Source organism: Streptomyces sp. NPDC090445 (assembly GCF_044769385.1).
Classification (GTDB): domain Bacteria; phylum Actinomycetota; class Actinomycetes; order Streptomycetales; family Streptomycetaceae; genus Streptomyces.
The window spans coordinates 1-23,265 of sequence record NZ_JBIVXV010000018.1; the positions used below are offsets into that span (position 1 = coordinate 1).

The window sequence follows — 23,265 nt, forward strand, 5'->3', positions numbered from 1 at the left end:
CCCACCGGCACAGCCACGGCCCGGCCTGCCGGCAGCCGGGCTGCCCATCACGCACCCGATCCGCCGGGAACGTCCCGCTTCGCGGGACGTTCCCGGAAACCAGGATTAACCCCCACGAAGCGACCCTGACGGGTTGACCAAACAGATAGGGGCACCCCCCCGGCCGGGCGGTACCCCGGGCCTGGCGGCGCCGTGCGGTCGGGCGGGGCCTCGGGAACCCGGCTCCGCCGGGCACCGGGCTCTGCCCGGACCCGCGCCTCAAACGCCGGCGGGGCTGGATGTTGCCGGACCTCGGCTCCGAACGTGCGGCATGGCCGGACTTTGACTGGCCTCGGCTCCGAACGTGCGGCAGGAAGTGCCGATGCGCAGCGGGGAGGATGTCAGGACGGGGTGGGGCGGGCAGGGAGGGTCAGGTGGGCTTGGTTTGGGAGCGGACTGCGCCCATGCTGGCCGCGATGACCAGGGCGATGGCCAGGGCGTCCTGTGTCGAGAGGGCCTGGTCGAGGACGAGGAAGCCCGCCGTGGCCGCGATCGCCGGCTCCAGGCTCATCAGGATCGCGAAGGTCGGCGCGGGAAGCCTGCGCAGCGCCAGCAGTTCCAGGGTGTACGGCAGTACGGAGGACAGGACCGCGACGGCCGCGCCGAGCGCGAGCGTCCCGGGGACCAGGAGTGCGGAGCCGGCCTCGGCCACGCCCAGCGGCAGCGAGATGACCGCGGCGACCGCCATGGCCAGGGCCAGCCCGTCCGCCTGCGGGAAGCGGCGGCCGGTCCGGGCGCTGAAGACGATGTACGCCGCCCACATCGCGCCCGCTCCGAGCGCGAAGGCCGCGCCCAGCGGGTCGAGGCCGCCGAAGCCGGCCCCGCCGTGTCCGGCCAGGAGGGCGACTCCGGCCAGGGCGAGGACCGCCCACAGCAGGTTCACCAGCCGGCGCGAGACGACGACCGACAGCACGAGCGGGCCGAGCACTTCCAGGGTGACGGCCGGGCCGAGCGGGATCCGGTCGACGGCCTGGTAGAAGAGCCCGTTCATGCCGGCCATGGCCACGCCGAAGGCCACGACGGTGCCCCAGTCGCTCCGCGAGTAGCCGCGGATCCGCGGGCGGCACAGGACCAGCAGCACGAGCGCGGCGGCCGCCAGCCGCAGCGTGACCACACCGGCCGCGCCCGCCCTCGGCATGATCATGACTGCGAGGGCGGCCCCGAACTGCACCGAGATACCGGCGGCGATCACCAGCGAGACCGGGCCGAGGAGCGCACGGCGGCCGGTCGTCCCGGTGGGCGGGCGCGTCAGCGCGGTGGACTCGGGAGTGGGGGTGGGAGTGGGGGTGGGGGTGGGGGTGCTGGCGGGTGGTGCGGACATATGGCCAGACTAAGGCGTACGTAAGGACCGTCGCAGCTTGTGCTGCCTTACAGCCCCTTACGCTCCCTCACACCTGCCAAGGCCGCTCCCGCAGGGCCTCGGCCAGCACTTCCGCCAGGTGCCGGGCCCGGACCCCGGCCAGCTCCGCGATCTGCGTCCGGCAGGAGAACCCGTCCGCCAGCACCACCGCCTGCTCCGGGGCCCGGCGCAGCGACGGCAGCAGCTGCTCCTCGGCGCACGCCGCGGACACCTCGTAATGGCCCGGCTCGAAGCCGAAGTTCCCGGCGAGGCCGCAGCAGCCGCCGCTGAGCCCGCCGGTCAGCCCGGCCCGCTCGCGCAGCCGCCGGTCGGCCGTGTCGCCGAGGACCGCGTGCTGGTGGCAGTGGGTCTGCCCGGCCGCCGGGCGGTCCAGGCGGGGCGGCCGCCAGTGCGGGGCGTACTCCTCCAGGGCCTCGGCGAAGGTGCGGACGGCTGCGGCGAGGCGGGCCGCGCGGGGGTCGTCGGGCAGCAGGGCGGGCAGGTCGGTGCGCAGGGCCGCGGCGCAGCTGGGTTCGAGGACGACGACGGGGTCCCCGGTGTCGCCCACCGCGTCGAGGGTGCGGCGCAGCACGGCCCGGGCCCGGTCGAGGCGGCCGGTGGACAGGTACGTCAGCCCGCAGCACACCCGCCGCCCGGTCCGGGCTCCCCGCCCGTCCCCCGAGCCCGCCGTGCCCGTACCCGTACCTGTGCCCGTACCTGTGCCTGTGCCCGTGCCCGTGCCCGCCAGGTCCACCCGGAGTGCTGCCGCCTCCAGGACCTCGACCGCCGCCCGCCCGGCCCCGGGTGCCAGGTACTCGGTGAACGTGTCGGGCCACAGCAGCACCCGGGCCCCCGCCCCGGCCGGTGGCGGGGTGGCGGCCGGGCGGCCCCGCCACCAGCGGCTGAACGGCTGCGCGGCCGGGGCCGGGAGGCGGCGGCGCGGGTCCAGGCCGGCCAGGCGGGCCGCGCCGGGGAGCCGGGTGAGGGCGCCGGCCGCGCGGGTCAGGCGCAGCCGGTCGAGGAACCGTAGCCAGTCCGGCAGGCCGCCCAGCGTGTAGTGGGCCAGGGGCCGGATGCGGCCCGCCCAGTGGCGGTGCAGGAACTCCGCCTTGTACGTGGCCATGTCCACGCCCACCGGGCAGTCGCTGAGGCAGCCCTTGCAGCCCAGGCACAGGTCCAGCGCCTCGGCGACCTCCGCGGAGCGCCAGCCGTCGGTCAGCAGTTCCCCGGCCAGCATCTCGTGCAGCAGCCGGGCCCGGCCGCGGGTGGAGTGCCGTTCCTCGCCCGTGACCCGGTACGAGGGGCACATCACCGCCGGGCCGCCCGGCCGGGCCGTCCGGCACTTGGCGACGCCGACGCAGCGGGCGACCTCCGCGGCGAACTCCCCCGCCGGCCCGGTCCGGGGCAGCACCTCGAAGCGCAGGTTCTCGTCCAGGCGGGCCGGGCGGACCAGGATCCCCGGGTTCATGCCGCCCTGCGGGTCCCACACGTCCTTGTACGCGCCGAACAGGTCGATCACCTGCGGCCCGTACATCCTCGGCAGCAGCTCGGCCCGCGCCTGCCCGTCCCCGTGCTCCCCGGACAGCGAGCCGCCGTGCGCGACCACCAGGTCGGCGAGTTCCGCCGAGAAGGCCCGGTAGCGTCCCACGCCCGCCGGTGTGACCAGGTCGAAGTCGATGCGCACGTGCACGCAGCCCTCGCCGAAGTGCCCGTACGGGGTGCCCCGCAGCCCGTGTGCGGCGAGCAGGGCGCGGAACTCCCGCAGGTACGCGCCCAGGCGGTGCGGCGGCACCGCGCAGTCCTCCCAGCCGGGCCAGGCCATCGCGCCCCCGGGCAGCCGGGTCGCGGTGCCGGCCGCGTCCTCGCGGATCCGCCACAGGGCCCGCTGCGCCGCCGGGTCGGTGACGACCGCCGCGTCCAGCGCGTCGGCCGCCCGGACGAGCGCCCGGGCCGCCTCCTCGTCCCGGGCCTCCGCGAACAGCCAGGCCCGGCCGCGCGGCAGGCCCGCCGCGCTGCCGGGCACCAGGTCCTCGGCCATGCCCTCGACCGTCAGCGGCCCGTGCGGCAGCAGGCCGGCCGCGGCGTCGGCGGCCGCGCCCTCGTCGGCGTAGCCGAGCACCGCGAGCGCGGGTGCGGGCGGCGGCTCCACGAGGCGGACCACCGCTTCGGTGACCACGCCGAGGGTGCCCTCGCTCCCGCAGAAGGCCCGGGCGAGCTGCACGCCGCGCTCGGGCAGCAGTGCGTCGAGGCCCCCGTAGCCGGAGATCCGCCGCGTGAAGCCGGGACCGCCGGAGCCACCGAGCCCGCCGGGACCGCCGGGACCGCCGGGACCGCCGGAGCCACCGGGAACCCCGGGCCCGCCCACGCCGCCCGCGCTCCCCGGCCCGCCGCCCGCCATCCCCGTCCGCAGCACCTCCAGGTTCCCCGCGACCAGTTCGCGCAGCCCCGCCGGAGCCCCTGCCCAGCCGGTGCCGATCCGGTGCAGGGCTCCCCCGTACGCGACGACCTCCAGCTCGGCCACGTTGTCCGCGGTGGTGCCCCAGGCCACCGAGTGGGCCCCGCACGCGTTGTTGCCGATCATGCCGCCGAGGGTGCAGCGGGAGTGGGTGGACGGGTCCGGCCCGAAGGTCAGCCCGTACGGGCGCACCGCCTCCCGAAGCCGGCCGAGCACCAGGCCGGGCCGGACGACGGCCGTGCGGGCCGCGGGGTCCACGGACACGAGGGCGTCCATATGCCGGGTCAGGTCCAGCACCACGCCCGTCCCCGTGGCCTGTCCGGCGATGGAGGTGCCCCCGCCGCGCGGCACGACGGGCACCCCGGCCGCGGCGCAGATCCGCAGGGCGGCCGCCACGTCGGCGGTGTCGCGCGGGGCGACCACGCCGAGCGGGACGCGCCGGTAGTTGGAGGCGTCCATCGTCACCAACGCCCGTGCGGCGGCCCCGAAGTCCACCTCCCCGCTCAGTCCGTCCCGCAATGTCCGTTCGAGGTCCCCGGAGTCACTCACCTGCCCACCTTCCCACCGGTCACGTCCGTCTCATCGGGTGGACGCGCCTCCGGCTCGGCGTCCCCGACCCGATACGCTCCGCTCGTGGCTGAGATCCAGATTCCCGCTGACATCAAGCCCGCCGACGGACGCTTCGGCGCGGGCCCCTCCAAGGTGCGGATCGAGGCGCTGGACGCCCTCGCCGCCACCGGTACCTCCCTGCTCGGCACCTCCCACCGCCAGGCCCCGGTCAAGAACCTGGTCGGCTCCGTCCGCCAGGGCATCCGCGACCTGTTCTCGCTGCCCGAGGGCTACGAGGTGGTCCTGGGCAACGGCGGCTCCACCGCCTTCTGGGACATCGCGACCGCCGGTCTCATCGAGCGGAAGTCCCAGCACCTCACGTTCGGCGAGTTCTCGTCGAAGTTCGCCAAGGCCGCCAAGCTCGCACCGTGGCTGGACGAGCCCTCCGTGATCTCCTCCGAGCCGGGCACGCACCCCGACCCGGTCGCCGAGGCGGGCGTGGACGTGTACGCGTACACCCACAACGAGACCTCGACGGGTGTCGCGGCGCCGATCAAGCGCGTCGCGGGCGCCGACGCCGGCTCGCTCGTACTCGTGGACGCGACCTCCGGCGCCGGCGGCCTGCCCGTCGACATCACCGAGACCGACGTCTACTACTTCGCCCCGCAGAAGTCCTTCGCCTCCGAAGGCGGCCTGTGGCTCGCGGCGTTCTCCCCGGCGGCCCTGGAGCGGGCGGCGCGCGTCCACGCGTCCGGCCGGCACATCCCGGAGTTCTTCTCGCTGCCGACGGCGATCGACAACTCGCTGAAGAACCAGACGTACAACACCCCGTCGCTGTCCACCCTCTTCCTGCTGAACCAGCAGCTGGAGTGGATCAACGGCCAGGGCGGCCTGGAGTGGGCCACCGCCCGTACGGCGGCCAGCGCGCGCACCCTGTACGGCTGGGCGGAGGCGTCGAAGTACGCGACCCCGTTCGTCGTGGACGCCGAGAAGCGGTCCTCCGTCATCGGCACGATCGACTTCTCGGACGACATCGACGCGGCCGCCGTCGCCAAGGTGCTGCGCGCCAACGGCATCGTGGACACCGAGCCGTACCGCAAGCTCGGCCGCAACCAGCTGCGCGTCGCGATGTTCCCGGCGGTCGACCCGGCGGACGTGCAGGCCCTCACCGCCTGCATCGACCACGTCATCGAGAACCTCTGATCCGTAGCCTCTGATCCGTGCGGCGCCCGCCCTGCCCCCGGTGTCGGGAGAGGGCGGGCGCCGCACGCGATACCTTCAAGACCTCGGCAATTCTTGGAGGAAGCGGCGTGAGCGTGCGAGTGACGGCGGCGCAGGACGGCACGGACCCCTTCGGCACGGCCCGGCTGCGGCGCGGGGTCATCGATTCCTGGGCGGCGGGGCCTTCCCGCTTCCGCGAGGACGCCAACGCCGAGGAGGATCTGGCCCTCGGCGGCTACCGCGACCGGCTCGTCGTCGAACTCGCCCAGAACGCCGCCGACGCCGCCGCCCGCGCGGGCGTGCCCGGCCGGCTCCGGCTGACCCTGCACGCCGGGAACGGCGAACCGCCGGTCCTCGCCGCCGCCAACACCGGCGCCCCGCTCGACGCCACCGGCGTCGAGTCGCTGAGCACCCTGCGCGCCTCCGCCAAGCGGGAGTCCACCGCCTCCGGCGACACCGTCGGCCGCTTCGGCGTCGGCTTCGCCGCCGTCCTCGCCGTGTCCGACGAGCCCGCCGTCCTCGGCCGGCACGGCGGCGTGCGCTGGTCCCTCGCCGAGGCCCGCGAGCTGGCCCGGGAGGCCGCCGCCTTCAGCCCCGGCCTCGGCGACGAACTGCGCCGCCGCGACGGCCACGTCCCCCTGCTGCGCCTGCCGCTGCCCGCCGAGGGCACCGCGCCCGAGGGGTACGACACCGTCGTCGTCCTCCCGCTGCGCGACCCCGCCGCCGAGGACCTGGTGCAGCGGCTGCTGGCCGGCATCGACGACGCGCTGCTGCTCACCCTGCCCGGCCTGCACGAGATCACCGTCGACACCCCGGCCGGGGGCACCCGTACGCTGCGCCGCACCGCCGAGGGCCCGTACACCGTCATCGAGGACTCCCGCGACGCCGCCGACACGCTCGCCGCTCCCGGCACCGTCGCCGCCCCCGGCGCCCCCGGCACCGCCGGCACCGCCGGGCAGACCCGCCGCTGGCGCACCGTCCGCCACACCGGCCCCATCGAGCCCGCCCTGCTCGCCGACCGGCCCGTCGAGGAGCGGCTGCGGCCCTCCTGGACCGTGTCCTGGGCCGTGCCCGTCGACACCGCGGGCGCGCCCGTACGCCCCGCCACCGCCCCCGTCGTCCACGCCCCGACCCCGACCGACGAACCCCTCGGCATCCCCGCCCTGCTCATCGCGACCCTGCCGCTGGACACCGCCCGCCGGCACCCCGCGCCCGGGCCGCTGACCGACTTCCTCGTCGAGCGCGCCGCCGACGCGTACGCCGAACTGCTGGCCGCCTGGGAGCCCGTGGCCCCCGCGCTCGTGGACCTCGTCCCCGGGCCGCTCGGCAAGGGCCTGCTCGACGGGGCCCTGCGCACCGCCGTCCTCCAGCGGCTCCCCCGCACCGCCTTCCTCGCCCCCGCCGCCCCCGCCGGGGACACCGCCGAGCCCGGGGAGCGGGCCGCGCTGCGCCCCTTCGAGGCCGAGGTCGTCGAGGGCGCGGGTGCCGACACCGTACGCGTCCTCGCCGAGGTGCTCCCGACCCTGCTGCCCGCCGGGCTGGAGCGCCGCCCCGAGCTGCGCACCCTCGGGGTGGGCCGGCTGCCGCTGGGTGACGCCATCGAGCGGATCGCCGGCATCGAGCGCACCCCCGAGTGGTGGCACCGGCTCTACGACACCCTGGCCGGCGTCGACCCGGACCGGCTCTCCGGCCTGCCCGTGCCGCTCGCCGACGGCCGCACCACCATCGGCCCCCGCCACGTGCTGCTGCCCGAGGCGGACACCCCGAAGGACCTGGCCCGGCTGGGCCTGAAGGTGGCCCACCCCGACGCGGCGCACCCGCTGCTGGAGAAGCTCGGCGCCCTCCCGGCCACGCCCCGCGCGATCCTGACGACCCCGCAGGTACGGGCCGCGGTGGCGGCCTCCCTCGACGCGGGCGAGGTCTGGGACGAGGACGAGGCCGCCCTGGACGCCGACGAGCTCGCCGAGGTCGTCCTGGGCCTGGTCCGCGACGCCGACCTGGCCCCGGGCGAGGAGCCGTGGCTGGGCGCGCTGGCCCTGCCCGACGAGGACGGGGAGCTCGCCCCGGCCGGCGAGCTGCTGCTGCCCGGCTCCCCGCTGGCCGCCGTGATCCGCGAGGACGAGGTGCCGTACGTCGACGCCGACCTCGCCGCCCGGTGGGGCGCCCAGCCGCTGACCGCCTGCGGGGTCCTCGCCGGCTTCCAGCTGGTCCGCGCCACCGACGTCGTCCTCGACCCGGACGAGCTCGAACCCCGCGACGGCGACTACGCCGAGCCCGACGACGTGGGCCTCCTCGACGCCGTCGACGTGTGGTGCGAGGACGTCCTGGACCAGCTCCCCGACACCCCGCTGCCGCCCGTCGCCACCGAGATCGTCGCCGTCCGCGACCTCGACCTCGTCGACGACGACTGCTGGCCGCAGGCCCTGGCCATGCTGGCCCAGCCGCCGCTGCGGGACGCCCTCACCCAGCCGGTGCGGATCCTGCTGCCCGACGGCACCACCCGGTCCGTGCGCCCGTACACCGCCTGGTGGCTGCGCGACCACCCCGTGCTCGACGGCCGCCGCCCCGCCGGGCTGCGCGCGGCGGGCACCGACCCGCTGCTCGCCGGCCTGTACACCTCGGCGGACGCCACCGGCTTCCAGGACGAGCAGGTCCTGCGGGCCCTCGGCGTCCGCACCTCCGTGGCCGCGCTCCTCGACGAGCCCGGCGGCGCCGCGGAGCTGCTGGGCCGGCTCGCCGACCCCGAGCGGCCGGTCACCGACCGGCAGCTGCACGCCCTGTACGGGGCCCTGGCCTACCTGGACCCCGAGCAGGTCACGCTCCCGGACGAGCTGCGCGCCGTAGCGGACGGGGAGCTCGTCGTCGTCGACGCCCCCGACGCGGTGATCGCCGACGCCCCGGACCTGCTGCCGCTGACGGCCGGCCTGCCGCTGCTGCCGGTGGCCCCGGCCCGCGCGGCCGACCTGGCCGACCTGCTGCAGGTACGCCGGCTGTCGGAAACGGTCCCGGCGGAGGTCACCACGCCGGGCGAGGAGCACGAGGTCCCGGAGGCCGTACGGATCCTGCTGGGCCCGGCGACCCCGCACACGTACCTGGAGCACGAGGAGCTGGTGGCGGGCGGCGTCGAGCTCGACTGGCGGCTCACCCGGGACGGGGTGCTGCACGCCTCCACCCTGGAGGGCGTGGCGGCGGGCCTGGCCTGGTCGGCGGGCCAGTGGCCGCGCCGCTTCGAGGTCGCGGCCCTCCTGGAGGACCCCTCCCGCACGGCGGAACTCGCACGGGACCGCTGGTTCGACTGAGCGGGCCCGGCTCTCAGGGGCGCGGGGAACTGCGCGACCGGCCCCCACCGGCCCGCGGTTTCGTGCCGCGGCCGGCCGGACCCCGGTCCGGCCCCGGCCAGGGCCCGGTCACGCCGGGAAGCGGCGGTCCACCCAGCGGAAGGTGACTTCGATCAGGGCGGCCGCCGCCACGGCGATGCCGACCGCCGCCCACGGCATCTGCGCGCCCACCAGCTTCAGCTGGAAGAAGTCCTGCAGCCAGGGGACGACCAGGACCAGCAGGAAGGCCCCGCCCATCGTCGCGACCAGGGCGAGCCGCCACCACGTGTACGGGCGGGCGATGATCGCCAGGACCCACATGGAGGTCAGGAACAGCGTCAGCGTCGCCGCGCTCGTCTCGGCGTTCAGGGCGTCCGCGCCCGTGTAGTGGTGGCGGGCGACCAGGTACGTGGCGAAGGTGGCGACCGCCGCGACCACCCCGCCCGGGATCGCGTACCGCATCACGCGGCGCACGAAGTGCGGCCTGGCCCGCTCCTTGTTCGGGGCGAGGGCCAGGAAGAACGCCGGGACGCCGATGGTGAGCGTCGACAGCAGCGTCAGGTGCCGCGGCAGGAACGGGTACTCCACCTGCCAGCAGACCACCAGGATCGCCAGCAGCACCGAGTACACGGTCTTGGTCAGGAAGAGGGTGGCGACGCGCGTGATGTTGCCGATGACGCGGCGGCCCTCGGCGACCACCGACGGCAGGGTGGCGAAGCTGTTGTCGAGCAGGACGATCTGGGCGACGGCCCGGGTGGCCTCGGAGCCCGAGCCCATGGCGACGCCGATGTCGGCGTCCTTCAGGGCGAGCACGTCGTTGACGCCGTCCCCGGTCATGGCGACCGTGTGGCCGCGGGACTGCAGCGCGCCGACCATGTCCCGCTTCTGCTGCGGGGTGACCCGCCCGAAGACCGTGCTCCGGACGAGTTCCTCGGCCATCCCGTCCTGCTCGGCGGGCAGCCGGCGCGCGTCGACGGTCTCCTCCGCGCCGGGCAGGCCCAGCTTGCCGGCGACCGCGCCGACCGACACCGCGTTGTCGCCGGAGATCACCTTCGCGCGGACGTTCTGCTCCTCGAAGTAGCGCAGGGTGTCCGCGGCGTCGGCGCGCAGCCGCTGCTCCAGGACGACCAGCGCGGTCGGCCGGGCGCCGGCGGCGACGGCGTCGTCGTCGAGCTCGCGGGCGGCGCGGGCGAGCAGCAGGACGCGCAGGCCCTGCTCGTTCAGCTCGTTGATCTCGTCGAGGGCCGGGTCGCCGGTCGGCAGGAGCACGTCGGGGGCGCCGAGCAGCCAGGTGGAGCTCTCCCCGTCGCCCTCGCTGAAGCTGGCCCCGCTGTACTTGCGGGCGGAGGAGAACGGCAGCGACTCGGTGCAGCGCCAGTCCGCGCTGTCCGGGTAGGCGTCGATGATCGCCTGGAGGCTGGCGTTGGGGCGCGGGTCGGACTCGCCGAGCGCGCCGAGGACCTGCCGGACGTACGGGGGCTCCGCGCCGCCGAGCGGGCGCAGCTCGGTGACGTCCATGCCGCCCTCGGTGAGAGTGCCGGTCTTGTCGAGGCAGACGACGTCGACGCGGGCGAGGCCCTCGATGGCGGGCAGCTCCTGCACGAGGCACTGCTGGCGGCCGAGCCGGATCACGCCGATCGCGAAGGCCACGGAGGTCAGCAGGACGAGGCCCTCGGGGATCATCGGGACGATGCCGCCGACGGTCCGGGCGATGGAGTCCTTGAGGTTGTTGTCCTTGACGACCAGCTGGCTGACGATGAGGCCGATGGAGGTCGGGATCATCATCCAGGTGACGTACTTGAGGATGGTGGAGATGCCGGAGCGCAGCTCCGAGTGGACCAGCGTGAAGCGGGTGGCCTCCTCGGCGAGCTGTGCGGCGTAGGCCTCGCGGCCGACCTTGGTGGCGGTGAAGGCGCCGCCGCCGGCGACGACGAAGGACCCGGACATCACCGGGTCGCCGGGCTTCTTGAGGACCGGGTCGGCCTCGCCGGTCAGCAGGGACTCGTCGATCTCCAGGCCGTCGGCCTCGCCGACGACCCCGTCGACGACGACCTTGTCGCCCGGACCGAGCTCGATGACGTCGTCCAGGACGATCTCGGAGGTGGAGACCTCGGCGGTGCGTCCGTCGCGGCGGACGCTGGGTCTGGCCTCGCCGATGACGGCGAGGCTGTCGAGGGTCTTCTTGGCGCGGAGCTCCTGGATGATGCCGATGCCGGTGTTCGCAAGGATCACGTAGCCGAAGAGGCTGTCCTGGAGCGGTGCGACGATCAGCATGACGACCCACAGGACGCCGATGATCGCGTTGAAGCGGGTGAAGACGTTCGCGCGGACGATGTCGGCGGTGGAGCGGGACGAGCGGACGGGGACGTCGTTGACGGCTCCGCGCGCGACGCGCTCGGCCACCTCGGCGGTGGTCAGCCCGCCGGGCCTGAACGGGGGTGCGGGCGGATGGCCGGCCGGGGGTCCGGGGGCCTGTCCGGCGCCCGGCTCGGGACCGTTCGAATCGATCTTCGCCCGCTGCGTCATGTTTTCGACGGTAAAGGCGGAATCTGCCATTCACCCGCCGAGAAGGGGGAAGATCCGACTTCGGGATGAGGGAAATCGTCCTCTGGTCGACATGCCTATCCGGCGTGCGGCACGCCCTATCCGGCGTGCGGGGTGCCCTATCCGGCGTGCGGTGCGGCCTCGGCCTGCCCGGCCGCCTCGGCGGCGTGGCGCTTGAGTGCGGCGTCGCGGCCGCGGACGTACCAGATGCCGATCAGGCCGAGGCCGCCGCCGGCGGCGCAGCACCAGACCCACCACAGCAGGTCCCGGTCGGCGAACCACCCGTAGAAGGGGAGCTGGACGAGGAACAGGGCGAACCACACGATCGTGCCACCGGTGATGGTCGCGACGACCGGGCCCTCCAAGGGCTCGGGAGCCTCGTGTTGCGCAGTCCATTTCGCCATGCCCACAAGTCTAGGCGGCGGAATTCAAGGTCTACGCGCGGAGATGGACGGGCTTTCGTTCATGTGTTCATACTGAAACGGTTCTGGGCCAGACCCATTTTGATCGTTCGATCATACGAACCGCACTCCCACATCCCAATGCTCCCGCTTCCGAGGACCGCATGAGCACGTCGGCCCCCGCCCCGGCCACCACGCCGGCCGCGCAGCCCCCGGCCCCCGGCCCCCAGTCGGGCCTGGACCGCTTCTTCAAGATCACCGAGCGCGGCTCGACCGTCGCCCGCGAGGTCCGCGGCGGTTTCGCCACGTTCTTCGCGATGGCCTACATCATCGTGCTGAACCCGATCATCCTGGGCAGCGCGAAGGACATGTACGGCCACCAGCTCGACGGCGGCCAGCTGGTGACCGCCACCGTCCTGACGGCCGCCTTCACCACCCTCCTCATGGGTGTCATCGGCAACGTCCCGATCGCCCTGGCGGCCGGCCTCGGCGTCAACACCGTCGTCGCCCTCCAGCTGGCCCCGCGCATGAGCTGGCCCGACGCCATGGGCATGGTGGTCCTGGCCGGCTTCGTCGTGATGCTGCTGGTCGCGACCGGCCTGCGCGAGCGGGTCATGAACGCCGTCCCGCTCGGCCTGCGCAAGGGCATCGCGATCGGCATCGGCCTGTTCATCATGCTGATCGGCCTGGTCGACTCGGGCTTCGTCACCCGCATCCCGGACGCCGCACACACCACCGTGCCGCTCCAGCTCGGCACCGGCGGCCAGCTGCACGGCTGGCCCGTGCTGGTCTTCGCCGTCGGCGTGCTGCTGACCCTCGCCCTGCTGATCCGCAAGGTGCCCGGCGCGATCCTGATCTCCATCGTGGCCATGACCGTGGTCGCCGCCGTCGTCCAGGCCGTGCTGAAGCTGCCCGCCGCCGGCTGGGGCCTGACCGTCCCGGAGTGGCCCGGCAACCCGGTGGCCGCTCCCGACTTCGGGCTCGTCGGCCAGGTCAGCCTGTTCGGCGGCTTCGGCAAGGTCGGCCTGCTGACCGGCTGCCTGTTCGTCTTCACCGTGCTGCTGTCCTGCTTCTTCGACGCGATGGGCACGATCCTCGGCGTCGGCGACGAGGCCAAGCTGATCGAGAAGGACGGCACCTTCCCCGGCATCAACAAGGTCCTGCTCGTGGACGGCCTGGCCGTCGCCTCCGGCGGCGCGACCTCCTCCTCCGCCACCACCTGCTTCGTGGAGTCCACGGCCGGCGTCGGCGAGGGCGCCCGCACGGGCCTGGCCAACGTGGTCACGGGCGGCCTCTTCGCCGTGGCCCTGTTCCTCACCCCGCTCGCCACGATGGTCCCGTCCCAGGCGGCCACCCCCGCCCTGGTGGCGGTCGGCTTCCTGATCCTCGCGGGCTCGGTGAAGGACATCGACTGGAGCGACTTCACCATCGCCGTCCCGGCCTTCCTGGCCATGGTGATGATGCCGTTCACCTACTCGATCACCAACGGCATCGGCATCGGCTTCATCGCCTTCAGCGCGCTGCGGCTGGCGACCGGCCGGGGCCGGGAGGTCCCCGCGGCCATGTACGCGGTCTCGGCGGTGTTCCTCTTCTACTACGCGATGCCCGCCCTGGGCCTCATGTGACCCCGTAAAACTTCTCCGTCTCGTCGACGGCCGCCTTGAAGCGCTCGTCGAAGTCACTGCGAATGAGCGTCCGGACGACATAGTCCTGGACGCTCATTCCGCGTTTGGCGGCGTGGATACGGAGGCGGTCGAGCAGCTCCCCGTCTATGCGCATGCTGAGCACCTGTGTCCCCATGCGGACAGAGTCCTGGCACAGGGCGTGGCCGCGTGTCGCTTTTCCCGGCTTCCTCACCCGTACGAGTGATGGTCGGGTGACGCGTACGAGTGTCGGGAGACGCGTGCGTGACGCCGGCGCGACGCGAGCACGATGCGGGCGCAATGCGGGCGTGACAGGGACACGACGCGGCCGCGACGGGGCCCGACGATAAACCGTTGTTACTTAGCCAGAGTAATGAGTTATTCTAAAGACATGCTTGACCTCACCCATGGCGACGATGCCGCCGCCGTGAACGACCTGCGCTCCGCCGTCATGCGGCTGGGCCGACGCCTGAAGCACCAGCGCGTCGACGAATCGCTGAGCCCGACCGAGATGTCGGTCCTCGGCACCCTCGCCCGGTGCGGCCGGGCCACCCCGGGCGAACTCGCCCGCCGTGAGCACGTCCAGCCGCCGTCCATGACGCGCATCGTCGCGTTGCTGGAGGCAAAGGGACTGGTCAAGCTGGAACCGCACCCCGACGACCGCCGCCAGAAGGTGGTCAGCCAGACGGAAGAAGCCGAGGCGATGCTCGAAGAGAGCCGCCGCAAGCGCAACGCCTTCCTGGCCGGGCTCGCGGCCGGGCTCACCGAGGACGAATGGGCCAAGCTGCGCGCAGCCGCGCCCGTCCTCGAAAAGCTCGCCCACCTATAGGAACCACGCCAGGAGGCGAACGCCCTTGAGTACGGGAAACGGAGCATCCTCCGCACCCGGCCATACACCCACCCCTACCACGCGCACCGCGAGCACCACGCGCACTGCGGGCACCGCTCGCACCGCTCGCGCCGCGGGCCGGGCCCCGAGAACCTCACGGAACTCGATGTTCGGCTCGCTGAAGATCCGGAACTACCGGCTCTTCGCCACGGGACAGGCCGTCTCGAACACCGGCACCTGGATGCAGCGCATCGCCCAGGACTGGCTGGTCCTGTCCCTCACCGGCTCGGCCTCCGCCGTCGGCATCACCATCGCGCTGCAGTTCCTGCCGATGCTGGTCCTCGGCCTCTACGGAGGCGTCCTCGCCGACCGGCTGCCGAAGCGGCCGCTGCTGATCGCCACCCAGAGCCTGATGGGCCTGACCGGCGTCGCACTGGCCGCGCTCACCCTCGCCGGACACGTCCAGGTCTGGCACGTGTACGTGGCCGCGCTCCTGCTCGGCCTCATCACGGTCGTCGACAACCCCGCCCGGCAGACCTTCGTCTCCGAGATGGTCGGCCCCGCACAGCTCGCCAACGCCGTCAGCCTGAACTCCGCCAACTTCCAGTCCGCGCGGCTGGTCGGCCCGGCCCTCGCCGGTGTGCTGATCACCGCCGTCGGCTCCGGCTGGGCGTTCCTGCTGAACGGGCTGTCCTTCGCCGCCCCCGTCGCCGGCCTGCTGCTCATGCGGACCGCCGAACTGCACCCGGTCCGGCCGCAGCCGCGCGCCAAGGGCCAGCTGCGGGAGGGCCTGCGCTACGTCGCCGGACGCCCCGAGCTGGTCTGGCCGATCGTGCTCGTCGGGTTCATCGGGACCTTCGGCTTCAACTTCCCGATCTGGCTGTCGGCCTTCGTCGGCGACGTCTTCCACGGGGGCGCGGGCACGTACGGGTTCCTCAACACCCTGCTCGCGGCCGGCTCCCTGGCCGGAGCCCTGCTCGCGGCGCGGCGCGGGGCCTCGCGGCTGCGGCTGCTGGTCGCGGCGGCGGTCCTGTTCTCCGTCCTGGAGGTCGTGGCCGCGTTCACGCCCGGCTTCTGGCTGTTCGCCGCGCTGCTCGTGCCGATCGGGATGTTCGGGCTGACGGTCAACGTCACCTCCAACGCGAGCGTCCAGACCGCCACCGACCCCGAGATGCGGGGCCGGGTGATGGCCCTGTACATGATGGTGTTCACCGGCGGCACCCCGATCGGCGCACCGCTGGTCGGCTGGGTCACCGACACGTACGGACCGCGGATCGGCATGGCCGCCGGCGGGGCCGTGTCGCTGGCCGCGGCAGCCGGTATCGCGGTGGTCCTGTCCCGGGTCGGCAACCTCCGGCTGAGCGTCAGCCGCCACGGAGTGACCTTCGTCCCGTCCCGGCCGGGCAGCCCCGCCCTGGTCAGGGCCGCCTAGCCACCACTCCGGCCTCGCGCAGTTCCCCGCGCCCCTGAGCGGGAGCCCCCGGCCCGGCAGCTCACAACAGAGCCGGGGCCTCCGCACCTCGGGCCGGCCAATGCCCCCAGTAGCGCGGGGAACTGCGCGACCAACCACAAGCGACCCGCACATGTCGCGCCGGGGAGACGGCCCCGCCAGGGGCGCGGGGAACTGCGCGAACAGCCACAGGCGACCCGCACCCGTCGCGCCGAGGGGGGCGGCCCCCTCCAGGGGCGCGGGGAACTGCGCGGGCGGGTGTCGGCGGGCGGCCCCGGGGCCGTCAGGAGGAAGGGCGGCGGCGGAGCAGACGCTTGGCCGCCAGGACCACGAGCGTGCCCAGCACCAGGACCGCCGCTCCCTTGGTGAAACCGCCGCCCCCCTCACCCGGCGGGGCAGCCACCGCACCCGCCGGAGGGCTCGGGGCCGCCGGCCCGGGGGACCCGGCCGGGCCCCCCGCCGCCGGCTTCACCGGCACCGCGACCACCCGGCTCCCCTCCCCCTCCGCCCCGAACAGCAGCGTCGACCCGTCCGGCGAGTACGTCACCGACTCCGCCTGGCCCTGCCAGGGCGCGTCCACCCGCTCGCCCTCGCCTTCCGGCCGCCCGTCCTTCCACGGGTACGTCCGCGCGAAGAAGTAGCCGCGCAGCGTGAGCCGGGTGCCGTCCGGCGAGAACGCCCCGTCCGTCACCCACGGCACGTCCGCCACCCGCCGGAACACGTTCGTCCCCGACGCGGTCAGCCGCTCCGGGCCCTCGTACAGCCCGCCCTTGTCCTCGCTCTTGCTCGCGATGTACACCCGGCCGGTCACCGGATGCACCATCAGCGCCTCCGCGTTGCGCGGCCCGTCGGCGTACTTCACCGTGAACTGCTCCGCCTCGACCGTGGCGTCGGCCAGCTGCTTCGGCTCCGGGAAGCGGTAGATCCACACGTGGTCCCAGGTGCCGTTGCGGTTGTCGCCGATGTCGGCGACGTACACCTTCCCGTCGGGCCCCACCGAGACCGCCTCGACGTCGCGCGGTTTGCCGGTGCCGGTCAGCGTCAAGCGCGCCACGGTCTTCCCGGTCGCGGAGTCCACCGCGTACACGTACGGGCCGTCGTCGCTGTCGTTGTGCGTCCAGTACACGCCGGGATGGCTCCGGCTCGCCGCCAGCCCGCTCGACTCCTTGATCCGCGGATCGGTGAGGGTGAACCCGGTCGGCGCGGGCGCGGGCGCCGGCGCGGGGGTGGGCGCGGCAGCCGCGCCGGACGGCAGCAGCGCGATGAGAACGGCGGCAGCAGCGGCAGCAGCGGGAGTGAATGACGACGGCAACGACAGGCGCATGCACCCAGCCTGCCAAAGGGGCCCGCGTGTCCGGCGTCACAGGGGCGTCCGGCGTGTGATCCGCGATGATGACCGGATGCGTTTCATGTTCGTCGGCGACTCCATGACCATCGGACGCGCCGGCGACTACACCTGGCGCTACCGGATGTGGCAGCACCTCAACGCCACCCTCGGCGGCCCGTACCGGATCGTCGGCCCGCGCTGCGAGCTGTACGACACCCACACGGACACGCCGACCAGCCACGCGTACGCCGACCCCGGCTTCCCCGAACGCGCCCGCCGCCACCTCGCCGGCTGGGGCGAGGGCTGGCAGCACATGGCGCCCGTCATCGGCCCCGCCGTCGCCGCCGACCGGGCCGACGTCCTGCTCGTCTCCCTCGGCCTCATCGACCTCGGCTTCTACACCGGCGCCGAGGAAACCGCCGCCAACATGCGGCGTTTCGTCGCCGGGGCGCGCGCCGCCCGCCCCGGCATACGGATGGTCCTGCTGCCGGTGATACCGAACAGCCGGGCCGAGGAGGACGAGTTCTTCGCCGCCGAGGTCGCCCGGTTCAACGAGCTCCTCGCCAAGGCCGTCGCCGACCTGTCCACCGACGCCTCGCCGATCCTGCTCGGAGCGCGCCCGGACGCGTACGACATCCACCGCGACACCTACGACGGCACCCACCCCAACGCCTCCGGCGAGCACCGCCTGGCCGGGGAGTTCGCGGCCGTCCTGCACCAGGCCTGGGGCATCGGCGGCCCCTACCGCCCCGCGGGCCCGGCTTAACGGCCCGCCCGCAGCACGCCCTTCGCCTGTGTGACGTGACGCGAGGGCCGCCGCCCCCACGGGAACGGGAAGGGGCGACGGCCGATGCACCGCCGGATCACCAGGCGAAGGCCTCCGGGGACGGCCCCGGTCCGGGGAAGACCTCGTCCAGCCCGGCCAGCACCTCCTCGCTCAGCTCCAGCTCCAGCGCGCGCAGCGCGCTCTCCAGCTGCCCGGCCGTGCGCGGGCCGACGATCGGGCCGGTGACGCCGGGCCGGGTCAGCAGCCAGGCCAGGGCGGTCTCGCCGGGCTCCAGGCCGTGCTTGTCGAGGAGGTCCTCGTACGCCTGCACCTGGGCCCGTACGGAGCTGTTGGCCAGCGCGTCCGCCGAGCGGCCCTCGGCGCGCCGGCCGCCCTCGACCTCCTTCTTGATGACGCCGCCGAGCAGGCCTCCGTGGAGCGGGGACCAGGGGATGACCCCGAGGCCGTACTCCCGGGCCGCCGGGATGACCTCCATCTCGGCGCGCCGCTCGGCGAGGTTGTACAGGCACTGCTCGCTGACCAGGCCGACCATGCCGCGGCGGGCGGCCGTCTCGTTGGCCTGGGCGATCTTGTAGCCGGGGAAGTTGGACGAGCCCGCGTAGAGGATCTTGCCCTGCTGGATCAGCACGTCGACGGCCTGCCAGATCTCCTCGAAGGGGGTCCGGCGGTCGATGTGGTGGAACTGGTAGAGGTCGATGTAGTCGGTCTGGAGCCGCTTGAGGCTGGCCTCGACGGCGCGTCGGATGTTCAGCGCCGACAGCCGGTCCTCGTTGGGCCAGGTGTCGCCCTCACGGGACATGGAAGCGTAGACCTTGGTGGCGAGGACCGTCTTCTCGCGCCGGCCGCCGCCCTGGGCGAACCAGGTACCGATGATCTCCTCGGTACGGCCCTTGTTCGCACCCCAGCCATACACGTTGGCCGTGTCCACGAAGTTCAGACCTGCGTCGAGCGCGGCATCCAGGATGGCGTGACTGGTCGGTTCGTCTGTCTGCGGACCGAAGTTCATCGTGCCGAGGACGAGTCGGCTGACCTTGAGTCCGGTGCGTCCGAGCTGCGTGTACTTCATGGGGCACAAGCCAACTGCTTCGAGCCCACTCCAGGCAAGAGCCGCCCCCGAAGCCACCCGTTCACACGACAGCGCGCACCGTCGCGCCCGTGCCGCTCGGAGGCGCTGCCGGGGCCGCCGGCTACTGACCGACGGCGGCCGCCACGGCCACGACGACGAACATCAGCACGAGCACACCGGCCATCACACGGTTACGGGTCTTGGGATCCACCCGTCGAGCGTAACGCGACCGCCGCCGCTCCCCGCACGGAGGGGGCGGCAGCGGGCGGCGGGGTCAGTCGGCGGGAGCCCCGCCCAGGGGCCAGGCCCCGACGACCTCGTAGCGGGGACGCTCCCCCGGCACCCCGCCCACCGGCAGGTTGCTGCGGACCAGGCTGAGCTCCGTGACCTGCCAGGGCGTGCCCTCGAAGCCGGCGAGGGCGTCCAGATACGGGCGCATCGGGGTGGTGCCGTAGCCGCGGGCCAGCGTGAGGTGGGCGGTGTACCGGCGGTGCTCCTCCATCGGCACGCCCGCCCGGCGGGCCGCCGCATCGGCCCGCTCGGCCAGCAGCCGCATCGTGTCGATCCCGCCGGCGGCGCCGGTCCACAGGGTGCGGTTGCCGAAATGGCCGACGCCGTGGAGGCGGAGCGGGAACGCGTCCGTGCGGTGCGCGGCGCGGGCCAGGCGGGCGTGGAGGTCCGGGAGGAGCTCGTCGCGGACCTCGCCCATGAAAGCGAGGGTGAAGTGCCAGGCCGGCTCCGCGGTCCAGCGGAGGCGGCGGTCGCGGAGGGGGTCCACGGCCCGGCGGAGTTCTTCCAGGACGGTGGGGGGTGGGATGACGGCGGCGAAGAGCCTCATGTCTTGAGCGTAGACACACCCCCACCGCCCCGGCACACCCCCGCGCCGGGGGTCCCGCCGGCCCGGCCCACCCCGGGCCCGCCCGCGGCCCCGTTGGCCCCGCCCCGGCCCGTTGGCCCCGCCCCGGCCCGTTGGCCCCGCCCCGGCCCGTTGGCCCCGCCCCGGCCCGGGCCGGTCCCGCTCTGCCCGCGGACCGCCGCTGGTCGGCTGCGGGCCGCGGCGGAGCAGTGGTGGGCGGCTGCCCCGGGGTCAGGCGTCGGCGATGGGGACGGAGGTCGGCGGGGTCGGGTCCGCCGGCGGGGGCGGGGTCATCGTGGTCAGGAGCTGGCGGGCCAGGCCGAGCCCGGCGCCGCCCATGGTCAGGGCCTTCGTGAACATCTCCGACATGCCCTCGGCCCCGTTCAGCAGGACCATGTGGTCCACCTTCTCGAACGCTCCGGCGCCCGCCTGCACGATCGCCGGCCAGTTCTCGGCGAGCTGCTGGGCGACGACGGCCTCCTGGTTCTCCGCCAGCGCGGCGGCCCGCGCCTTGATCCCCTCGGCCTCGGCGAGGCCTTTCGCCCGGGCGGACGCCGCCTCCGCGAGGCCTTTCGCCTCCGTCGCGGCGGCTTCCGCCTCACCCGTGACCCGGGTCGCCTTCGCCGCCGCCATGCCCCGCGCCTCGGTCGCGGCCGCGTCCGCCTTGGCCGCGGTCGTCACCCGTGTGGCCTCCGCGGCCGCCGCCAGTTCGGTTTCCCGCGCCTGCGCCTGGGCCGCGGAGATGCGGGCGTCGCGTTCCGCTTCGGCGCGGGTCCGCATCTCGTACGCCGCCGCGTCGGCCGGCTTGCGGACGTCGGCCTGGAGTTGCTGCTCGCGCCGGTACGCCTCCAGCTCTGCGACGCGTGTCTCCTGGACGACGACCTCCTGCCGGGCGGCTGCCTCCGACAGCGGGCCGGCCTGCCGGGCGGTGGCGGCGGCCTTGTCCCGTTCGGCCTGGTAGCCGGCCTGCAGGATCTCGCTGTCGCGGGTGGCCTCTGCCATCCGCGCGGAGGCGGTCTGTTCGGCTTCGGTCGCGAGCCGGTTCGCCTCGGCCTGGGCGATGCGCGCGTCCCGCTGTACGGCGGCGGCGTGCGGCATGGCCAGGTTCTTGATGTAGCCGGTCGGGTCCTCGATCTCGTGGATCTGCAGCGAGTCGACGATCAGGCCGAGTTTCTCCATCTCCGTTCCGCAGGCGGCCCGGGTCTGCCCGGTCAGTTTCTCCCGGTCGCGGATCATGTCCTCGACGGTCAACCCGCCGACGATGGCGCGCAGATGGCCGGCGAAGACGATGTGGACCCGCTCCGGCATGATCTTCTGCTGGTCCAGGAAGCGGCGTGCGGCGTTGGCGATGGACACCAGGTCGTCGCCGATCTTGAAGATCACCACGCCTTTCACCCGCAGTGGGATGCCCTGGTGGGTGACGCAGTCCACGGACAGCTGCGTCTCGTTCAGGTCGAGCGACAGTTTCCGCACCGCCTGGACGCCCGGAACGACCAGTGTTCCGCGCCCGGTGACGATCCGGAACCCCATGCCGTCGCCGAGGCCTTCGGTCTTGTGCGCCGAACCGGAGATGACCAGTGCCTCGTTGGGTTCGGCCACCCGCCACATGAGCTTGAACAGGCCGATCAGGGCAAGGACGGCAGCGAGGGCGATTCCTGCGATGACGCCGATGTGCATCGGCAACTCCCCCCTTGGCGCAGTGCCGTTCGGCACTGCCGAGGGTGCGAGTGTGCGCCCGCGCCGGCTCGGGGCAGAAGGGGTCTGCGCGGTGTTGTCGCCGTCTTGATACGGAGTCACACAGAGCCGCAAAGGGCGTTGCCCTGGTGCGCGCTCAATTTCCGTATGCCGCCATCACGTACACGGTGCGCGGCGGCTGGTACTCGACCACCGTGACCATCGTGCCGACCGGCAGCCGGCGCGTCCCGGGTGCCGGGTACGCGAGGAAGTGCTCGGCACCGCCCCGGATCCGCACGATGACCTCGCCCACGAGGCCGGGCCCGACCGTGCCGGTGACGCGGCCTTCGCGCCCGACCATGCCGCGTTCCTCGTCCCCCGCCATGTCCCCCACGATCACGTTCCCCACGATGCCCCCATGCGCCGAGGGTACGCCGTGGGGGCCGGTGCGCCAGAGGGGATGCCGTGGGCGCCCCGGGCGGGGCCGGGGGTTACGAGTGTCCGAGGTCCGCGGCGGGGAGGTCTGCCGGGGGCACCGAGCCGGTGTCGGGGGCGGGGCGCAGCGGGAACTCGTCCGCGGCCATGGAGTCGAGGACGGGCGGTGCGGGCCGCAGCGGCTTCGGCATGACCGCGGCCTCGGAGTGGCCGCCGCAGCCGTACGAGAGGGAGACCAGGTGGCCGTCGGCGGGGCCGAACTCGTTGGCGCAGATGCCGAAGGCCTGGCCGAGGGAGCCGCCGATCGCGACGAGGAAGCCGCAGGAGACGCAGGAGGCGGGCGCGGCCTGCGCCATCGGGGTCTTGGCGCCGTACCCCTCGTCCCAGCGGTCGGCGGCGGTGTGGAGGCCGTAGCGGGACAGGACGCGGGCGCGCCGCATGCCGAGTTCCTCGGCGACGGCGGTGATCGAGCCGCGGGCGGGGACGACGGTGCGGCGGTCGGTGACGTCGGCGTCCTCGGCCTCGACGAGCTCGGCCATCTCGTGGGAGACGGGGGAGTTCGGCGGCGGGGTGTCCTCGCCGGAGTAGCCGGGCTCCAGCCGCAGGTCGTCGGCGTCGGTGGGCAGCAGGTCGCCGGGGCCGAGGTCGCCGGGGCGCAGCCGCTCGCTCCACGGCACCCACTCGGGGGCGAGGAGGGCGTCGGTGCCGGGCAGGAGCACCGTTTCGTCGAGGGTGACGTTCTTCGCGCGGGAGGCGCGGGTGACGGTGACGGCCCACCGCCAGCCCCGGTAGCCGAGGTCGGTGCACTCGAAGAAGTGCGTGACGACGCGGTCACCCTCCGTGATCACGGCCACGTGCTCGCCCACGGCTCCGGGCGCGGCAAGCTCCTCGGCCGCCTCGCGGGCGAGGTCCACCGCCTCGGCGCACAGGCGGTCGGGGGTACGGCTTCGCGTCGTCGCAGCACTCACAGGTCTCGTTCTCTCCTACGCCGTCTCACGAGTGCGCCGTCCGTACTGTCGTCCACAACGACCCGTCGGTCCTGTCCGTACGTGGCGCGAGCGGAGCGGACCTGAGGGCCGCGTCGACGTCCGCGCCCGATCGGCCTCGGGCACACCCACCTGCAATCCATTCTGCGGGATCGCGAAGAGGCGCGCGGCCAAGAGCAACCGCCGGTGGCGCGCTACGCACGCTACCTCCTCCGACGCCCGTCGCCCACATGCAAGGTCCGATTCGCGGACAACCCTGCGCCGCGACCGTAACCGGAACGCGGTTCCGGGCTCCTGTCACGGCCGTCCCGGGAGCGTTCCGGAGCGCGCCGGGACGGGACCGGGGC

17 protein-coding genes are annotated in these 23,265 nt (G+C 74.1%); 6 read left to right on the top strand and 11 right to left on the bottom strand.

Annotated features, from left to right (window positions below; all coding sequences use genetic code 11):
• Positions 1-409 precede the first annotated feature (409 nt).
• Both ACIQUT_RS27430 and ACIQUT_RS27435 read right to left on the bottom strand, forming a co-directional pair.
• Positions 410-1,360: an EamA family transporter gene (locus ACIQUT_RS27430; RefSeq protein WP_403566524.1), complete on the bottom strand. Its 951-nt coding sequence runs from the start codon at positions 1,358-1,360 to the stop codon at positions 410-412.
• A 67-nt stretch (positions 1,361-1,427) separates the two neighbouring features.
• Complete coding sequence (locus tag ACIQUT_RS27435; RefSeq protein ID WP_403566744.1) at positions 1,428-4,292, bottom strand: FAD-binding and (Fe-S)-binding domain-containing protein; 2,865 nt, start codon at positions 4,290-4,292, stop codon at positions 1,428-1,430.
• A 174-nt stretch (positions 4,293-4,466) separates the two neighbouring features.
• On the opposite strand from ACIQUT_RS27435, the gene serC reads away from it, so the two are divergent.
• Both serC and ACIQUT_RS27445 read left to right on the top strand, forming a co-directional pair.
• Positions 4,467-5,585 carry a phosphoserine transaminase gene (serC, locus tag ACIQUT_RS27440; RefSeq protein WP_403566525.1) on the top strand — a complete coding sequence of 373 codons (1,119 nt, stop codon included), beginning with the start codon at positions 4,467-4,469 and terminating at the stop codon, positions 5,583-5,585.
• 107 nt (positions 5,586-5,692) lie between these two features.
• Positions 5,693-8,902 (top strand): sacsin N-terminal ATP-binding-like domain-containing protein, encoded by a 3,210-nt coding sequence (locus tag ACIQUT_RS27445; protein ID WP_403566526.1) that lies wholly within the window; start codon positions 5,693-5,695, stop codon positions 8,900-8,902.
• 108 nt (positions 8,903-9,010) lie between these two features.
• Here ACIQUT_RS27445 and ACIQUT_RS27450 read toward each other — a convergent pair whose 3' ends face one another.
• Both ACIQUT_RS27450 and ACIQUT_RS27455 read right to left on the bottom strand, forming a co-directional pair.
• Positions 9,011-11,446 (bottom strand): HAD-IC family P-type ATPase, encoded by a 2,436-nt coding sequence (locus tag ACIQUT_RS27450; protein ID WP_403566527.1) that lies wholly within the window; start codon positions 11,444-11,446, stop codon positions 9,011-9,013.
• 137 nt (positions 11,447-11,583) lie between these two features.
• Positions 11,584-11,868: a DUF2530 domain-containing protein gene (locus ACIQUT_RS27455; protein WP_403566529.1), complete on the bottom strand. Its 285-nt coding sequence runs from the start codon at positions 11,866-11,868 to the stop codon at positions 11,584-11,586.
• Positions 11,869-12,029: 161 nt separating this feature from the next.
• On the opposite strand from ACIQUT_RS27455, the gene ACIQUT_RS27460 reads away from it, so the two are divergent.
• Positions 12,030-13,490 carry an NCS2 family permease gene (locus ACIQUT_RS27460; RefSeq protein WP_403566531.1) on the top strand — a complete coding sequence of 487 codons (1,461 nt, stop codon included), beginning with the start codon at positions 12,030-12,032 and terminating at the stop codon, positions 13,488-13,490.
• Here the strand turns inward: ACIQUT_RS27460 and ACIQUT_RS27465 are convergent.
• A complete protein-coding gene (locus ACIQUT_RS27465) occupies positions 13,483-13,665 on the bottom strand; it encodes a ribbon-helix-helix protein, CopG family (RefSeq protein ID WP_403566533.1) in 183 nt (60 codons plus the stop codon). The two genes, ACIQUT_RS27460 and ACIQUT_RS27465, sit on opposite strands and share 8 nt — an antisense overlap.
• Positions 13,666-13,899: 234 nt before the next feature.
• Here ACIQUT_RS27465 and ACIQUT_RS27470 point away from each other — a divergent pair, with 234 nt between their 5' ends.
• Both ACIQUT_RS27470 and ACIQUT_RS27475 read left to right on the top strand, forming a co-directional pair.
• A complete protein-coding gene (locus ACIQUT_RS27470) occupies positions 13,900-14,337 on the top strand; it encodes a MarR family winged helix-turn-helix transcriptional regulator (protein WP_403566535.1) in 438 nt (145 codons plus the stop codon).
• Between the two features lie 25 nt (positions 14,338-14,362).
• A complete protein-coding gene (locus tag ACIQUT_RS27475) occupies positions 14,363-15,769 on the top strand; it encodes an MFS transporter (RefSeq protein WP_403566537.1) in 1,407 nt (468 codons plus the stop codon).
• Positions 15,770-16,070: 301 nt separating this feature from the next.
• On the opposite strand, the gene ACIQUT_RS27480 is transcribed toward ACIQUT_RS27475, so the two are convergent.
• Positions 16,071-17,111 carry a WD40 repeat domain-containing protein gene (locus tag ACIQUT_RS27480; protein WP_403566538.1) on the bottom strand — a complete coding sequence of 347 codons (1,041 nt, stop codon included), beginning with the start codon at positions 17,109-17,111 and terminating at the stop codon, positions 16,071-16,073.
• A gap of 76 nt (positions 17,112-17,187) precedes the next feature.
• Here ACIQUT_RS27480 and ACIQUT_RS27485 point away from each other — a divergent pair, with 76 nt between their 5' ends.
• Complete coding sequence (locus ACIQUT_RS27485; protein WP_403566540.1) at positions 17,188-17,880, top strand: GDSL-type esterase/lipase family protein; 693 nt, start codon at positions 17,188-17,190, stop codon at positions 17,878-17,880.
• Positions 17,881-17,977: 97 nt separating this feature from the next.
• Here ACIQUT_RS27485 and ACIQUT_RS27490 read toward each other — a convergent pair whose 3' ends face one another.
• The 5 genes from ACIQUT_RS27490 to ACIQUT_RS27510 all read right to left on the bottom strand — a co-directional run bounded on the left by ACIQUT_RS27490 (position 17,978) and on the right by ACIQUT_RS27510 (position 22,900).
• A complete protein-coding gene (locus ACIQUT_RS27490; protein ID WP_403566542.1) occupies positions 17,978-18,967 on the bottom strand; it encodes an aldo/keto reductase in 990 nt (329 codons plus the stop codon).
• A gap of 274 nt (positions 18,968-19,241) precedes the next feature.
• Positions 19,242-19,805 (bottom strand): RNA 2',3'-cyclic phosphodiesterase, encoded by a 564-nt coding sequence (thpR, locus tag ACIQUT_RS27495; protein WP_403566544.1) that lies wholly within the window; start codon positions 19,803-19,805, stop codon positions 19,242-19,244.
• A gap of 249 nt (positions 19,806-20,054) precedes the next feature.
• On the bottom strand, positions 20,055-21,506 hold the full coding sequence (locus ACIQUT_RS27500; protein ID WP_403566546.1) for a flotillin family protein: 1,452 nt from the start codon (positions 21,504-21,506) through the stop codon (positions 20,055-20,057).
• 148 nt (positions 21,507-21,654) lie between these two features.
• Positions 21,655-21,882 (bottom strand): hypothetical protein, encoded by a 228-nt coding sequence (locus ACIQUT_RS27505; RefSeq protein ID WP_179178012.1) that lies wholly within the window; start codon positions 21,880-21,882, stop codon positions 21,655-21,657.
• Positions 21,883-21,988: 106 nt separating this feature from the next.
• The gene (locus ACIQUT_RS27510) at positions 21,989-22,900 is read right to left on the bottom strand and encodes a DUF3027 domain-containing protein (RefSeq protein WP_403566548.1); all 912 of its coding nucleotides are present in this window, start codon (positions 22,898-22,900) and stop codon (positions 21,989-21,991) included.
• Positions 22,901-23,265: the final 365 nt, after the last annotated feature.

Coding starts and splice junctions, on each gene's coding strand:
- ACIQUT_RS27430 (WP_403566524.1), bottom strand. CDS start 1,360: ATGTCCGCACCACCCGCCAGCACCCCCACCCCCACCCCCACTCCCACC.
- ACIQUT_RS27435 (WP_403566744.1), bottom strand. CDS start 4,292: ATGGACGCCTCCAACTACCGGCGCGTCCCGCTCGGCGTGGTCGCCCCG.
- ACIQUT_RS27450 (WP_403566527.1), bottom strand. CDS start 11,446: ATGACGCAGCGGGCGAAGATCGATTCGAACGGTCCCGAGCCGGGCGCC.
- ACIQUT_RS27455 (WP_403566529.1), bottom strand. CDS start 11,868: ATGGCGAAATGGACTGCGCAACACGAGGCTCCCGAGCCCTTGGAGGGC.
- ACIQUT_RS27460 (WP_403566531.1), top strand. CDS start 12,030: ATGAGCACGTCGGCCCCCGCCCCGGCCACCACGCCGGCCGCGCAGCCC.
- ACIQUT_RS27465 (WP_403566533.1), bottom strand. CDS start 13,665: ATGGGGACACAGGTGCTCAGCATGCGCATAGACGGGGAGCTGCTCGAC.
- ACIQUT_RS27470 (WP_403566535.1), top strand. CDS start 13,900: ATGCTTGACCTCACCCATGGCGACGATGCCGCCGCCGTGAACGACCTG.
- ACIQUT_RS27480 (WP_403566538.1), bottom strand. CDS start 17,111: ATGCGCCTGTCGTTGCCGTCGTCATTCACTCCCGCTGCTGCCGCTGCT.
- ACIQUT_RS27485 (WP_403566540.1), top strand. CDS start 17,188: ATGCGTTTCATGTTCGTCGGCGACTCCATGACCATCGGACGCGCCGGC.
- ACIQUT_RS27490 (WP_403566542.1), bottom strand. CDS start 18,967: ATGAAGTACACGCAGCTCGGACGCACCGGACTCAAGGTCAGCCGACTC.
- thpR (WP_403566544.1), bottom strand. CDS start 19,805: ATGAGGCTCTTCGCCGCCGTCATCCCACCCCCCACCGTCCTGGAAGAA.
- ACIQUT_RS27505 (WP_179178012.1), bottom strand. CDS start 21,882: ATGGCGGGGGACGAGGAACGCGGCATGGTCGGGCGCGAAGGCCGCGTC.